The organism is Marinobacterium rhizophilum (assembly GCF_024397915.1).
Lineage (GTDB): Bacteria > Pseudomonadota > Gammaproteobacteria > Pseudomonadales > Balneatricaceae > Marinobacterium_A > Marinobacterium_A rhizophilum_A.
The window spans coordinates 1,433,164-1,448,000 of the sequence record NZ_CP073347.1 but is presented as its reverse complement, the minus strand read 5'-3'; the positions used below and the strand labels follow the sequence as shown (position 1 = coordinate 1,448,000).

Below are 14,837 nucleotides of genomic sequence, written 5' to 3'. Positions count from 1 at the left end.
TTACCTGATTGTTGCAACGGGCCCCTCAGGCCCTGGCAGGCAAGCTTGACACTGATGTCCGAGCCCATTCCCTACCGGCGTTTGTCCGGCTTCTATTTTTTCTATTTTGCGCTCCTCGGCAGCATAGTGCCGTACTGGCCGCTCTATCTGAAAAGCCTTGAGTTTGATGCCCGTACCATCGGCATGTTGATGGCCATCGTGCAGGCATCGCGCATTGTGGCGCCCAATATCTGGGGCTGGGCGGCGGATCGAACCGGCCGGCGTATCGAAATTGTGCGCTTTGGCAGTGGCATGACCGCGCTGGTGTTCCTGGCGATCTTCTGGCAGGACAGCGCTGCGGGCATCGCCTGGGTCATGCTGGCGTTCTCGTTTTTCTGGAATGCGGTGCTGCCGCAGTTCGAAGTCATTACGCTGCGTCATCTGGGCGCCCAGCGTGCCCGTTACAGCCAGTTGCGGCTCTGGGGGTCGGTGGGCTTCGTGTTGACCGTGGTGGTGCTGGGCTGGGCGCTGGATGTGATTGGCGTTAATTGGCTGCCCTGGATCATGCTGGGACTGATGCTGCTGATCTGGTGCACGAGTCTGCTGGTTCGGGCGCCGGCAGTCAGCGCCCGCGAAGGCGAGGCGGGGGGCAGTTTTCTGAGTGCCCTGCATTGCCCGCAGGTGATGGCGTTTTATGCCATTGTTTTTCTGGTGCAGTTTTCCCACGGGCCCTATTACACCTTCTACAGCCTGTTGCTCGAGAGCCTGGGATACAGCCGGGGGGTGATCGGGTTGCTCTGGGCGCTGGGGGTCGTCGCCGAGATTCTGGTGTTCGCTGTGATGCACCGGCTGATCGGTCGCTTCGGCGTACGCCAGTTGATGCTGATCAGTCTCTGGCTGTGCGTGCTGCGCTGGCTGCTGATCGCCTGGGTGCCGGACTGTCTGCCCTTGATGCTGCTGGCTCAGGTGCTCCATGCGGCGACCTTTGGCTGTCTGCATGCACTGGGTATTGCGCTGGTACAGCAGTATTTTTCCGAGCACTCCCAGGGGCAGGGGCAGGCGCTGTTTTCGAGTTTCGGGTTTGGCGCCGGCGGCGCCAGTGGGGCCCTGATGGCGGGTTTGCTGTGGGAGGCCCAGGGCTCCGGGGTTGCTTTCATGACCGCGGCTGCAGCAAGCGCCGTTGCGATTTTGCTGGCAATGGTCTGGATTCGTCCGGAAAAACTGCAGCAAAATGAGCGTTAGATTTGTATTGCGGTGCAGTTATACTATAGATTCAGCTTGGTCAATCGATACCCGGGGGCAGTATGAAGTTCAAAATCGATGTGGACATGACGCCCGATGAAATGCGCCGGGTGCTGGGTCTGCCGGACATCGCGGGCTTTCAGGAAGAAATGCTGGACCAGATTCGCGAGCGCATGGCGGCGGGGGCGGACGGTTATGATCCGCTAACGCTGTTCAAGCCTTACATGACCGGAGGTCTGGGTTCGATGGAAGCGCTGCAGCAGATGATGCTGAAGATGATGACTAATTATAAGGGAACGTCAAAGGAAGCCGGGAAGGCTTCCGATTGATATGAGGTCCGATCGCGAATGAGTGGAAGCAACGAGAGAGCAGGTACCTTGCGAATATTAAGAAAGTACACCAACCGTCGACTGTACGATACGTCCAAGAGCTGTTACGTAACCCTCGAAGACGTCAAGCTGCTGGTCCTCAGTGGCGAGGCGTTTCAGGTGCAGGACTCCAAAACCGGTAACGATCTTACACGCAATATTCTGCTGCAAATCATCTCGGAGCAGGAAGCGGAAGGTCATGGTACCCTGCTGACCAATCAGGTGCTGCAGCAGCTGATCCGTTTTTACGGTGACAGCATGCAGGGCATGATGAGCCAGTATATCGAGCAGAGCGTCGGCGCCTTCCTCGAGCATCAGGACCGCATTCGCGAGCAGATGCAAAACATGATGGGCGTTGCCAATCCGCTGACCGTGATGAACCGGCTGGCGGATCAGAACATGGCGATGTGGAATATGTTCAAGCCCGGTGGCCGTGCGCCCGAGGATGAGGCGGCCCCCGAGTCCGACAAGCCACAGCCGCAAACGGCGGGCAAGTCCGACAAGTAGCGGGCCGGTCGCAGTCGCCACGCCAGAGTCACTATCGCCGCTTCAGAGCGGCGATTTTGTTTCTGGTGCTTGACGTGGGTGCGTTGGCCCATGCTGTACAGACGGGCGGGTCGGCACCTTCAGGGTCTAGTCGTCACGCTGACGCAGCCATTGTGCGATATGGGGTGCCAGCAGGTTTTGGGCGCGCTTGCCGACGAAAATGCCGATATGGCCGGCGGCAACGGGCAGGGCTTCATAATCCGTGCTGGAGATGTGCTGCGCCAGCGGTGTTGACGCCGACGGCGGTACCAGGTGGTCCTGTTCGCCGTAGATGTTGAGGACGGGCTGGTGAATGTTCTCCAGCCTGACGCTGCGCCCGCCAAGCATGATCTGTCCCTGGATCAGCTTGTTGTGCTGAAAGAAATCCCGAATGAATTGCCTGAAGGCCTCTGCGGCCTGGTCCGGGCTGTCGTGTATCCATTTTTCCATGCGCAGAAAATTCAGCGCCTTGCTGCGGTCTTGCAGCTGGGTGGGCATGTGCAGCTGTTTTTGAATGCCAAGGCGCATGGGCATCAGGGCCTTGTAGGCGTCGTTCAGCATGCTGCCGGGGATGTTGCCGTAGGTGTCCACGGCGAGGTCGACATCGACCTGTTGCGCCAGGTGGCTGAGCAGGTTGTCCGGTGTCTTGAAATCCACCGGGGTGACGAGGGTGATCAGGTTCTTGATCTTGTGGGGATAGAGCGCGCTATAACACAGGCTGAAGGTGCCGCCCTGGCAGATGCCCAGCAGGTTGATCTGATCCTGGTCACTGTGCAGGCGTACCTGGTCGACACAGGTGTTCAGGTAGTCGTTTATGTAGTCGTCCAGGTCCAGGTGGCTGTCGTCGGCATCCGGGTAGCCCCAGTCGAGCAGGTAGAGGTCAATGCCCAGGGCCAGCAGCTTGCGGACCAGTGAGCGACGCTTGTCGAGGTCAACCACGTAGGGGCGATTGACCAGTGCATAGCAGATCAGCAAGGGTGTTCGGCATGCCGTTGCATCCCTTGAACTCCGGGTCTCGGGGTCGTCTGGCTGTTCGGTAACGTAGTGCAGCAGCCTGAGCTTGTCCTGGGTGTAGATCACGTCGCACGGGGATGTGCCGACCTCGACGCTGCGAATCCCGGCCAGGGTTTCGCAGCTGTCGATAAGAGCGCGGTGATGAGCCTGTACTTCGTCGCGAACGCGGTCGCCGTCCAGATCGATTCCGTTCATGCTTTGCGTTTCCTGCGGGGCGTTGTCTGTTGGATCTCGCCGCGCAGGGCGTCAAGCTCCGCCCGCAATGCGGCGATGCTGGTCTGGGGGTCGGGTGTCTCTGCCTGCGCCTGTTGCAGCTGGCGCAATTGCTTGCGCAGCAGGTGGGCGTCGCGCCGCAACTGTTGCACCTGCCGGTGGCTGGCAAGGCCGGCCGCCTGCAACTGTGCATCGCGCAGGCGCAGGCCAAAGCGCTGCAGGCGCATGTGGGCATTGGAAATGCGACCATGGGCGGTCTGAAAGGCATCGCTGAAGGCGTGCTGCCGATAGGCCTGTTCATAGTGATCGACCCAGAGGTCGTGCAATGCGCCAAGGGATGTGACGGCGGTGGCGTTACCTTGCAGGGTTGTAGTCAGTGCGCTGGCGGCCTGCCGACTCACGGCACCAATCTGGTCGAGATATTGCTGCAGTGCCTGCTGGTAATCAAGCAGCAGTTGCATGGCTTCCCGTGCCTGGGTGCGGGCCTGCTCGGGCGCTATGCCAGCGGTGCTGAACAGGCGGCTGAGGGTGTCCAGAGCCGCGCCATCGAGCAGCTCGGCTTCGGTCAGTCCCGCCGCCTGAAGCAGGGTGCGAAGGGATTCCGGCAGCGCCCAGGAGGCGGTCGCGTCGTTGCCGGCTTGCTGTTGCAGAAGTTGCAGCCAGCGCTGGATGATTTCCGCGAGGGCGGCACCGGCGTCAGGTGTCTGAAGGGCTTTGAAAAACGGCTCGCCATGCTGGTTCAGGACAAGGATCTGGCCTGCGAGCTGGGCAAGAATGCGGTGCTGCGGTTCGACGCCCTGTGGCTTGGCCGTGGCGTCGAGCAGGCTGTCCCAGACCTTTTGCGCTGACGGTTGTGCAGCGCACAGCTGTGCCCACCAGGCTTGCTGTCGCTCGAGCCACTGGTCCATCAGGGTACGAAAATCGTCGGTCAAAAGGTGTCTCCGGGCGCGCTGCTGCGGATGACCATCTTAATACAGCCCCATGGCTGTTATGAAGTGCAGATACCGTTTGCGTGCTGTGATGATGGCCATCAGCGGGATCCGCTTGTCGCTTGGCCCGGGTCATGCAGCATTTCCACGAACTGGCGCGCGGCATTGGACAGGGTGCGGTCGCGGTGGTGGATGTAACCCAGCTGTCGCACGATGGGTGCCTCTCCCAGTTCCAGTACCCTGAGTTCGTCGTCAATCACCGACTCGGGTAGCAGGCTCCAGCCCAGACCGATGCTGACCATCATGCGAATCGTATCCAGGTAGTTGGTGGACATGCCGACGTCCAGGGTGAGCCCGTGCCGGGCAAACTGCTCGGTGACCAGCTGCCGGGTAAAGGTGCTGCTGCCGGGCAGTATGGCGCTAAAGTGTGTCAGTTCCTGTAGCGAAAGCGCGGGTTTGCCGGCCAGCGGGTGGTCTTTGGCCACGACGTAGCGCAGCGGGTCCTGCCAGATGACCTGTGAGTGAATGCTGCTGTGCGGGCTGGGCGACAGGGTAATCAGAGCCAGCTCCAGATCGCCCTTGAGAATGTTCTCGAAGGCCCGTTCCGATTCGTCGAACTTGAGCTGCAGTGTCACCGCCGGATAGCGCTGGCTGAAGGCTTTGAGGATCGGTGGCAGGCGGTGCATGCTGATATGGTGGCTGGCCGCGAGGCTCAGCGGCCCCTGAACCTCTCCTGACAGGTTGCCGATCATGCGTCGCGTATCGTCAAATTCCAGCAATATGCGGTTGGCGCGCGGCAGCAGGGCACGGCCGGTTTCGGTCAGGCTGATATGGCGGCCGATGCGATCGAACAGGCGGGTGGCAAGCTGCTCTTCCAGCAGTGATATACGCTTGCTGACGGCGGACTGGGTCAGGAACAGCTGGTTCGCGGCCTGGGAGAATGAGCCTGTCTGTGCGACGCAGACGAAGGCTTGCAGCGTGTTTGTGTCCATGGCGGTAACCCGGGAGGATGGAAATCCAGTTTAAGTATTCCTGTTTGGAATTCAAACTATAAAAATAATGAATTTGTTTTGTGGTTAGGACTGGCTTAGGATGCCTGCATGTCGCTGCGGGCTGAGCCTGTGCAGCCTTGTGAGTCGAATTGGGAGGAGCGGAAAATGGCCGGTAAAACGCTGTATGACAAGCTGTGGCAAGACCACCTTGTGCGCCAGAACGATGATGGCAGTGCCCTTATCTATATAGATCGGCACCTGCTGCACGAAGTGACCTCGCCCCAGGCGTTTGAAGGCCTGCGTATCGCCAATCGCAAGCCCTGGCGCATCGATGCCAACCTCGCCACGCCTGATCACAACGTGCCGACGACCGACCGCTCCAGCGGCGTACAGGGTATCAGTGATCCTGTGTCCCGTATCCAGGTACAGACGCTGGATGACAACTGTGAGTCCTTCGGCATTACCGAATTCAAGATGAACGATCTGCGCCAGGGTATCGTGCACGTTGTTGGCCCGGAGCAGGGCGCAACCCTGCCGGGCATGACGGTCGTCTGTGGCGATTCCCATACCTCGACCCACGGCGCCTTCGCCACCCTGGCACACGGCATCGGCACCTCCGAAGTTGAACACGTGCTGGCGACCCAGTGCCTGATCACCAAGAAAATGAACAACATGCTGGTGCGCATCGACGGTGATCTGGGCGTCGGTGTCACCGCCAAGGATGTCATCCTGCATGTTATCGGTGTTATCGGCACGGCCGGTGGTACCGGTTATGCGATCGAGTTTGGCGGCACCGCCATGCGCAGCATATCGATGGAAGGGCGCATGACGATCTGCAATATGGCGATCGAGGCGGGCGCACGTGTCGGCCTGGTGGCCTGTGATGAGGTCACTGTTGAGTACGTCAAGGGGCGGCCCTATTCGCCCAGGGGTGATAACTGGGATCTGGCGGTCGAGGCCTGGAAGGACCTGGTCTCCGATGCCGATGCGCAGTTTGATGCCGTGGTCGCCATCAATGCCGCTGATATCGAGCCGCAGGTCACCTGGGGTACGTCGCCTGAGATGGTCACCGGTGTCAGTGGCAAGGTGCCCAATCCCGCCGCTGAGACCGACGCCGTCAAGCGTGAAGGCTACAGCCGTGCGCTGCAGTACATGGGGCTGCAGGCGGATCAGGACATCACCGCCATTACGCTGGATCGGGTGTTTATCGGTTCGTGCACCAATTCGCGTATCGAAGACCTGCGTGAAGCTGCCGCAGTGGTTAAAGGCCGCAAGGTTGCCAGCACCCTTAAGCAGGCGCTGGTGGTGCCGGGCTCGGGCCTGGTGAAGGCGCAGGCCGAGGCCGAAGGTCTGGATCAGATCTTTATCGATGCCGGTATCGAGTGGCGCGAGCCGGGCTGCTCCATGTGTCTGGCCATGAACCCGGACAAGCTGGGCGCCGGCGAGCACTGCGCGTCCACATCGAACCGCAACTTCGAAGGTCGTCAGGGCTTTGGTGGACGCACGCACCTGGTGAGCCCGGCCATGGCCGCCGCTGCGGCGATCGCCGGTCATTTTGTCGACGTGCGCGAGTTCGTCAAACACTAAGCGCGAAGGAGACCCGCCATGAAAAAATTTACATTGCACCAGGGCACCGTCGCGCCGATGGACCGTGCCAACGTCGATACCGACCTGATCATACCCAAGCAGTTCCTGAAATCGATCAAGCGCAGTGGCTTCGGTCAGAACCTGTTCGATGAGCTGCGCTACCTCGATGAAGGTCAGCCGGACCAGGACGCGAGCCAGCGCCCGCTTAACCCGGATTTCGTGCTCAACCAGCCTCGCTACAAGGGTGCCAGCGTGCTGCTGGCGCGCAAGAACTTCGGCTGCGGGTCGAGCCGCGAGCACGCGCCCTGGGCGCTGGAAGATTTTGGCTTTCGCGCCATTATTGCGCCGAGCTTTGCCGATATTTTCTACAACAACTGCTTCAAGAACGGTCTGCTGCCCATCGTGCTGGACGAGGATGTGGTGGATGAACTGTTCACGCAGGCCCAGGTCGCAGAAGGCTATTCGCTGACGATCGATCTGGAACAGCAGCAGGTGTGCACGCCTGATGGCCGCAAGATCGAGTTCAGCGTGGATGCCTTTCGCAAGCACTGCCTGCTGAACGGCCTGGACGATATCGGCCTGACGCTGCAGTATGCCGACGATATTCACGCCTACGAGGCGCGCCGCAGTGCGGCTGCACCCTGGCTGTTCGATACCACGAAATAGGAAGCACCCATGAGCAAGAGAGTTCTGATCCTGCCAGGCGATGGCATTGGCCCTGAAATCGTGCGTGAAGCCCGCAAGGTGCTCGAGTGCGTAAACAGCCAGTTTGATCTGGGCCTGACGCTGGATGAGCAGCTGGTCGGCGGCGCCGCGATCGATGCCACCGGCAAGCCGTTGCCGGATGAAACCCTGGCTGCGGCCCAGGCGGCGGACGCCATTCTGCTGGGTGCCGTGGGCGGCCCCAAGTGGGACAGCATCCCGGATTTTGCCATTCGTCCGGAAAAGGGCCTGCTGGGCATTCGCTCTTCGCTCGGGCTGTTCGGCAACCTGCGTCCGGCCATTCTCTACCCGCAGCTGGCCCATGCTTCCAGTCTGAAGCCTGAAGTGGTGGCCGGCCTGGATATTCTGATCGTGCGTGAGCTGACCGGCGGCATTTACTTTGGTCAGCCCCGGGGTGTGCGCGTGAAAGAGGGCGGTGTGCGCGAAGGCTTCAATACCTATGTGTACGACGAAAACGAAATCCGTCGCATCGGCCGGGTGGCGTTCGAAGCGGCCCGCGCACGCAACAAGCGCCTGTGCTCCGTCGACAAGGCCAACGTGCTGGAAGTGACGGTGCTGTGGCGCGAAGTCATGATCGAGCTGTCCGCCGAGTACCCGGATGTCGAGCTGACGCACATGTACGTCGATAACGCCGCCATGCAGCTGGTACGTGCGCCCAAGCAATTCGATGTGATGGTGACCGGCAACATGTTCGGCGACATCCTGTCGGATGCAGCGGCGATGCTGACCGGATCTATCGGCATGCTGCCCTCCGCATCCCTGGATGTAAACGGCAAGGGCATGTATGAACCCTGCCATGGTTCGGCACCGGATATTGCAGGTCAGGGGATCGCCAACCCGTTGGCAACCATCCTCTCAGTCGCTATGATGTTACGTTATTCTCTGGCGGCGCCCGAAGCTGCAGATAAAATCGAGGCGGCGGTAAGCCAGGTGCTGGATCAGAATCTGCGTACCGCGGACATCATGTCTGCCGGCATGCAGGCGACCAGCACGTCGGAGATGGGTGATGCCGTGTTGCGTGCGCTGAACGCCTGACAGGCGCCCCTTAATTCAGGGCAGCAAAAGCCAGCCTGAGACAGGCTGGCTTTTGTCGTTTGTTATCTTTCCAATCAGTGGGGAAAAGAATGAAACGTGTAGGTTTTGTAGGTTGGCGTGGAATGGTTGGTTCCGTGCTGATGCAACGCATGAGGGACGAGCGGGATTTCGATCAGATTGATGAACCCGTGTTCTTCACCACTTCTCAGGTCGGCGAAGCCGGTCCGGATATTGGCAAGTCCATCCCGGCTCTGAAAGACGCTCAGGATATTAATGAGCTTAAACAGATGGATGCGATTATTTCCTGCCAGGGTGGCGACTACACCAAGGATATTTTCCCCCAGCTGCGCGCTGCCGGCTGGAAGGGCTACTGGATCGATGCGGCCTCGTCCCTGCGCATGGATGCTGACAGCCTGATCGTGCTGGACCCGGTCAACCTGGATGTCATCAAGGATGGCCTGGGTCGCGGTGTAAAGAACTTCATCGGTGGCAACTGCACCGTATCCCTGATGTTGATGGGCCTGGGTGGCCTGTTCAAGGCCGGCCAGATCGAATGGCTGACCTCCATGACCTACCAGGCGGCGTCCGGCGGCGGTGCGCGTCATATGCGCGAGCTGATCAGCCAGATGGGTATCATTCACGGGTCTGTTGCCGATCAGCTGCATCCCGCCAGTGCCATCCTGGACGTGGATCGCAAGGTCGCAGAAACCCTGCGCAGTGGCCAGATGCCCACCGACAATTTCGGTGTGCCGCTGGCCGGCGGCCTGATCCCCTGGATCGACAGCCCGCTGGATAACGGCCAGACGCGCGAAGAGTGGAAAGGCTTCGCCGAAACCAACAAGATTCTGGGGCTTTCGGCGCAGCCGATTCCCATCGATGGTACCTGTGTGCGTATCGGTGCCATGCGCTGCCACAGCCAGGCTTTTACCATCAAGCTGAAACAGGATATTCCGCTGGACGAAATCGAAGGCATGATTGCCGACGCCAACGACTGGGTGAAACTGGTGCCCAACGACCGCGAGCAGACCATGAGCGAGCTGACGCCGGCCAAAGTCACCGGTACTCTGTCGGTGCCGGTGGGGCGTGTGCGCAAGATGAACCTGGGTGGTGAATACCTCAACGCGTTCAGTGTTGGCGATCAGCTGCTTTGGGGAGCGGCCGAGCCGCTGCGCCGCATGCTGCGGATCCTGATGGCCGACTAATTGCTGCGGCTGCGCAGTGATATCCTTTGAACCCGGCGCAGTGCAGCTGTCGCCGGGTTTTTCGCCAGCCCGACGTGTTCGGGCTGGCCTGTTTCTGGAGATGTGATGAGTCAGACCTATAACGTCGCAGTAGTCGGGGCGACCGGCCTTGTTGGCGAAGCCATGATCGAGCTGCTGGAGTCCCGTGGTTTTCCGGTGGAAAATCTCTATCCGCTGGGCAGCGATAACTCCGCAGGCTCGGTAATCTACTTTAATGGCAAGTCCCGCCGGGTTGAAAACCTGGCGGATTTTGACTTTTCGAAGGTGCAGATCGCACTGTTTTCGGCAGGCAGCGACGTTGCCGCCGAATATGCACCTGTGGCGGTCGAGGCGGGCGCAGTGGTCATTGACAACAGCTCTTGCTTTCGTGACGAGCCCGAAGTACCGCTGATCGTGCCGGAAGTGAATGCCGAACGCATTCACGAGCACAACGGTATTATCGCCAACCCCAATTGCTCGACTATCCAGATGCTGGTTGCCATCGCGCCCATCTACCGCAGTGTCGGTATTCGCAGGATCAACGTGGCAACTTACCAGGCGGTGTCCGGGGGCGGACGCAAGGCGGTAGAAGAGCTTGCGCGTCAGACGGCCTTGCTGCTGAATGCCCAGGAAATTGATACGCAGATTTTCCCCAAGCAGATGGCCTTCAATGTTTTACCGCAGATCGACAGTTTCGATGACAGCGGTTACACGCGTGAAGAGCTTAAAATGGTCAACGAGACGCGTAAAATCCTCGAAGATGACGACATCGGTGTAAATCCGACCTGTGTGCGCGTGCCGGTGTTCTTCGGCCACAGCGAAGCGGTCCATGTGGAGACCCGAGACCAGATCAGCGCGATTGAAGTGCGTGAAATGCTGCAGATGGCGCCGGGCGTCGAGGTGGTCGATGAGGCTGTGGCGGGAGGCTGGGCGACTCCGGTCACCGAGGCCACCGGCAAGGATGCGGTCTTCGTCAGCCGTATACGCGAAGACCTGTCCTGCGAAAATGGCATAGATCTCTGGGTCGTGTCAGACAACGTGCGCAAGGGAGCGGCACTGAATGCGGTGCAAATTGCCGAATTGCTGATCCAGGCGGGTTTGTAAAATTGGAATGAAAAGGGCTGCGGCCCTTTTTTAATGCTATTTTTTGCTGAAGAAAGCGGGTTGCGGGTGAATTCGGCCGGTTGGTTCGGTGCTTTCCTTGACCGTTTCCTACTTTATAAATAATACTCTGTTCGGTATTCGGAATCGCAACTGCCTGATTTGATGGCGTAATCAGGCGGTGGACAAAAGGAACAAGCAGATGTGGCGCAAACTTGCTTTAAGTCTAGCTGTAGCGGGGGTTCTGGGGGCCAGTCAGGCACATGCTCTGGGTCTGGGGCAAATCCGCATCAATTCTGCCCTGAACGAGCCGCTTGATGCGGAAATCCAGTTGCTGCAGGTGCGCGACCTGGATCCGCTGCAGGTCGTCCCCAGAATGGCGGATCAGGATCAGTTCGCCATGGCGGGCATCGATCGTTCCCGGCTGCTTTCCGATGTTCAGTTTCAGGTCAATATCAATCAGAACGGCACCGGCAGTATCCGGATGACGTCAAGTCGCCCGGTGCGCGAGCCTTTTCTGAACCTGCTGGTGGAAGTGAACTGGCCCAATGGCCGGCTGGTACGCGAATATACCGTCCTGCTTGATCCACCGGCCTTCCAGGCTGCTGCCATTGGCGGCAATGCTGCGCCTGTGCCGGCGCAGTCGACCCGCGCCGTGGTGCCGGCACCACAGCCGGTGTTCGCGCCGCCATCCAGAAATCGTCCGCCAGCGAACAATATTCGCACCAACATGAACGCTCAGACGCAGGTGTTCGTGGAGACCAACGATACCCTGGGCGGCCTGGCCCAGCGCCATTCGCCCGGTGGAGGCACCAGTATCAACCAGATGATGCTGGCACTGCAGCGCAAGAATCCGCACGCATTCCCCAGCTCCAATATTAATTTCCTGAAGGCCGGGGTCGTGCTGGATCTGCCGAGCCTGGGTGAAGTTCAGGCGTTGAATGCCCGTGAAGCCAGTAATGAAGTCGCCCGGCAGATGCAGCGCTGGAAGGCGGGGACCTCAGCCCCTGCGCCCGGTGCTGCACAGGAAGACGGCTCAAAAAAAAAGCCGTTAGCCCCGGTTGATGCGCAGGCAGGTGCGGCAACGACCGGTGAGGGGCAGCTAAAGATACTCAGCGCAACCGATCAGGCCGAAGTGGCCGTGGATCAGGACGAATCCGGGGCGGGCGAGGTGGCTGAAACAGCCGTCGCCGACCCTGAAAAAGCCGAACTGCTGCGCCGCAACGAAGAGCTGGAAAATCGTCTTGCGGTGACTCAGGAGTCGGTCGACAAGATTGAACGCGAGAACACCGAACTTAACGACAAGCTAACCGCCATCTCTCAGCAGATGGAAACCCTGCAGCGCCTGCTGGAACTCAAGGACCAGCAAATGGCGGCGTTGCAGGATCAGCTGCAACAAGTGCAGCCCGCCGCAGCCCCTCCTGAACCTCCCGCGCCCGTTGCGCCCAGGGGACCTTCCGGCCTGATTGAAACTGTCCTGCAGACACCCGCTTATATGGCGGGGCTCGGGGCCGTCATTGGCGGCTTGCTGGTGGGCCTGATCGCGCTTGGGCGCAGGCGACGAGAAGACGAGGTTGAACACAGCGACGATGCGCCGCAGGCAAAGCTCGCCGCCAGCCCTGACGCTGACAATGCTGCGCACAGCGCCCTGGCCGGTGGCGCAGTGGCTGCCGGGGCGACGGCCGTCTGGATCGCGGATGATGAGCAGCAAACCGATCAGGATAACGCCGAGCGCAATGCCGCTGAGGCTCCTGAAGTGGCTGTTTCCGAGGACCTGGACGAACTCGACCTGGACCTTGACCTGGATCTCGCGGATGAAACGCCGCTTGCGGTGGCTGCGCAGAGTACTGACGCGGAGCCTGCAACGGCCCCGGCTCGTCCACTTTTCGATGATGATGAGTTCGATCTGAGCCTGGATACGGACTTCGAAGAAAATACGCCCATCAAGGATCAGGTCGCCAATAGCAACGAGGAATTCGACGAGAGCCTTGACGACCTGCTGGGGCTTGCACCCGGGGATGAGGCCGAGGCTGAACGTGCCGACCTGAGATCGGGTATGGGGCAGTTGCCGGGTGAAGTCGAAACCTTTGATGAACCTGAGGATACCCTGGAGAGCCTGGGGCTGGATTCGGTGATCGATTCCAGCAATGTCCCCAAGTCTGCCGAGGAGGAGGTGTCCGACTACCGCCCGGGCGACAAGGTCGAGGCCAGCAGTCCTGCGGCTGATGCGGCTGATGCGGATGATGATCTGGACTTCAAGCTTGATCAGGTCGCGCCGCTGGACCTGTCGCAGGATGATGACCTTATTGATCTCGCATCCGGGAGCGCTGCAGGCGAACCTGAGCAGGCGCCGAACACGGCCCCGGGTGATGCCGATGCTGAACGGCCAGACGCCGTTGCGCCGCCTGAGCCGGTTGCCGAATCGAGTGTGCCGAGCGATGCCGGTGCCGAGGATGCGCTGGAGTTTGAGCTGGATGACGCCCTGGTGTTCGATCCATCCAGTGCGGTCCCGGCCGATGCGCCACGCAGCGAAGTTGCCGAAGACGCCGAGCCGTCGGCTTCACCGTTGCCCGACGAACCGCAGGATGAGCTGGATGCGCTCTTGGCCGAAAGCGGGGGCGAAGCGGATGCGGATGACGCCGATGAGATAGTGCTGGCCGGCGATGACGAAGAAGACCTGGATGCCATGCTTGCGGCGCTCGGGGGCAGTGTCGATTCAAACGATCAGGGTGCCGCGGAGGTATCGGATGGCGATGATGTCGATGTATCGCTGGACGATGACATGGACCTGGATACGGAACTGGAGGCCCTGCTCGGTGCCGTGGATGACGACATCGCACTTGACGAAAGTGGCTCGGATGATGAAGATCGCGGCTTCGAAGACATGGGCTTCCTTGATGGTACCGATGAAGTCGAAACCAAGCTTGATCTGGCGCGGGCCTACATTGATATGGAAGACCGCGACGGCGCCAAGGATATATTGAGCGAGATTCTGAGCGAAGGCAGCGATGTCCAGCAGCAGGAAGCCCGCAAACTGATGGAGTCTATTGCGTAAGTCCATGAAGTCCGAAAATGAAACTACTGCGGGGGCGATTTCGATCGCCCCCGTCCGTTATGCGCTCTGTGTTGAATATGCAGGTTTTGCCTACCATGGCTGGCAGGTTCAGAAGGCCAACGGGGTTCCCAGTGTGCAGGAAACCGTTGAGAAGGCGCTGAGCCAGGTCGCCAACGAGCCGATTGATGTCATCTGTGCCGGCCGTACCGATGCCGGCGTCAACGGCACCTACCAGATCATTCACTTCGATACGACGGCCCGGCGTGATGAGCGCGCCTGGGTGCTGGGCACCAATACCTACCTGCCGGACGATATTGCCATCCAGTGGGCGCGGCGGGTAGGGGGTGATTTCCATGCCCGTTTCAGTGCGCGGGAGCGGCGTTATCGCTATCTGATTCGCTCGGCGCCGGTAAAGCCTGCATTGCTGGCCCGCGGCGTGACCTGGACACACAGGGAGCTGGATCTTGCGCGCATGAATGCGGCGGCCAAATACCTTGTCGGCGAACATGATTTCACCTCCTACCGTGCCATTGGCTGCCAGGCTAAAAGTCCCATACGGGAGGTGCGCGTGTTGCAGGTGTACCGTGCCGGCGAGTTGATCGTGATCGATGTGCAGGCCAACGCATTCTTGCATCACATGGTGCGCAATATCGCCGGTGTGCTGATGAAAGTGGGGGCCGGGGAGGCGGAACCCGAGTGGGCCCAGGACGTGCTGCGGGCGCGCGACCGGCGCAAGGGGGGGATTACCGCACCGCCGTACGGGCTCTATTTCGTTGATGTGCGCTATCCAGAGCAATTCGACCTGCCTGCATCGCCGCTTGGACCCTATTTCCTGGCAGGCGCGGACTGACTTT

General features: G+C 60.1%; 13 protein-coding genes. 10 read left to right on the top strand and 3 right to left on the bottom strand.

Features of this window, described 5'->3' with window-relative positions; genetic code table 11:
• The first annotated feature begins 54 nt into the window (after positions 1–54).
• The 3 genes from KDW95_RS06390 to phaR all read left to right on the top strand — a co-directional run bounded on the left by KDW95_RS06390 (position 55) and on the right by phaR (position 2,096).
• Positions 55–1,221: an MFS transporter gene (locus KDW95_RS06390; RefSeq protein WP_255855452.1), complete on the top strand. Its 1,167-nt coding sequence runs from the start codon at positions 55–57 to the stop codon at positions 1,219–1,221.
• 62 nt (positions 1,222–1,283) lie between these two features.
• Positions 1,284–1,550: a DUF6489 family protein gene (locus tag KDW95_RS06385; RefSeq protein ID WP_255855451.1), complete on the top strand. Its 267-nt coding sequence runs from the start codon at positions 1,284–1,286 to the stop codon at positions 1,548–1,550.
• Between the two features lie 48 nt (positions 1,551–1,598).
• Positions 1,599–2,096, top strand: a complete 498-nt coding sequence (phaR, locus tag KDW95_RS06380) for a polyhydroxyalkanoate synthesis repressor PhaR (protein ID WP_255855450.1) — start codon at positions 1,599–1,601, stop codon at positions 2,094–2,096.
• A gap of 126 nt (positions 2,097–2,222) precedes the next feature.
• Here phaR and phaC read toward each other — a convergent pair whose 3' ends face one another.
• The 3 genes from phaC to KDW95_RS06365 form a co-directional block, all read right to left on the bottom strand.
• On the bottom strand, positions 2,223–3,323 hold the full coding sequence (gene phaC / locus KDW95_RS06375; protein WP_255855449.1) for a class III poly(R)-hydroxyalkanoic acid synthase subunit PhaC: 1,101 nt from the start codon (positions 3,321–3,323) through the stop codon (positions 2,223–2,225).
• Entirely contained in the window at positions 3,320–4,273 is a 954-nt protein-coding gene (locus KDW95_RS06370; protein WP_255855448.1) for a poly(R)-hydroxyalkanoic acid synthase subunit PhaE, read from the bottom strand. Before KDW95_RS06370 ends, phaC begins: the two co-directional genes overlap by 4 nt.
• Positions 4,274–4,371: 98 nt before the next feature.
• Entirely contained in the window at positions 4,372–5,262 is an 891-nt protein-coding gene (locus KDW95_RS06365; RefSeq protein ID WP_255855447.1) for a LysR family transcriptional regulator, read from the bottom strand.
• 165 nt (positions 5,263–5,427) lie between these two features.
• Here KDW95_RS06365 and leuC point away from each other — a divergent pair, with 165 nt between their 5' ends.
• The 7 genes from leuC to truA all read left to right on the top strand — a co-directional run bounded on the left by leuC (position 5,428) and on the right by truA (position 14,833).
• Positions 5,428–6,849 carry a 3-isopropylmalate dehydratase large subunit gene (gene leuC / locus KDW95_RS06360; protein WP_255855446.1) on the top strand — a complete coding sequence of 474 codons (1,422 nt, stop codon included), beginning with the start codon at positions 5,428–5,430 and terminating at the stop codon, positions 6,847–6,849.
• Between the two features lie 18 nt (positions 6,850–6,867).
• Positions 6,868–7,515 carry a 3-isopropylmalate dehydratase small subunit gene (gene leuD, locus KDW95_RS06355; RefSeq protein WP_255855445.1) on the top strand — a complete coding sequence of 216 codons (648 nt, stop codon included), beginning with the start codon at positions 6,868–6,870 and terminating at the stop codon, positions 7,513–7,515.
• A 9-nt stretch (positions 7,516–7,524) separates the two neighbouring features.
• Positions 7,525–8,607, top strand: a complete 1,083-nt coding sequence (leuB, locus tag KDW95_RS06350; protein ID WP_255855444.1) for a 3-isopropylmalate dehydrogenase — start codon at positions 7,525–7,527, stop codon at positions 8,605–8,607.
• 89 nt (positions 8,608–8,696) lie between these two features.
• Complete coding sequence (gene asd, locus KDW95_RS06345; RefSeq protein WP_255855443.1) at positions 8,697–9,809, top strand: aspartate-semialdehyde dehydrogenase; 1,113 nt, start codon at positions 8,697–8,699, stop codon at positions 9,807–9,809.
• A 105-nt stretch (positions 9,810–9,914) separates the two neighbouring features.
• Entirely contained in the window at positions 9,915–10,931 is a 1,017-nt protein-coding gene (locus KDW95_RS06340) for an aspartate-semialdehyde dehydrogenase (RefSeq protein WP_255855442.1), read from the top strand.
• Positions 10,932–11,130: 199 nt separating this feature from the next.
• A complete protein-coding gene (locus KDW95_RS06335; protein ID WP_255855441.1) occupies positions 11,131–13,983 on the top strand; it encodes a FimV/HubP family polar landmark protein in 2,853 nt (950 codons plus the stop codon).
• A gap of 4 nt (positions 13,984–13,987) precedes the next feature.
• On the top strand, positions 13,988–14,833 hold the full coding sequence (truA, locus tag KDW95_RS06330; protein WP_255855440.1) for a tRNA pseudouridine(38-40) synthase TruA: 846 nt from the start codon (positions 13,988–13,990) through the stop codon (positions 14,831–14,833).
• Positions 14,834–14,837 lie beyond the last annotated feature (4 nt).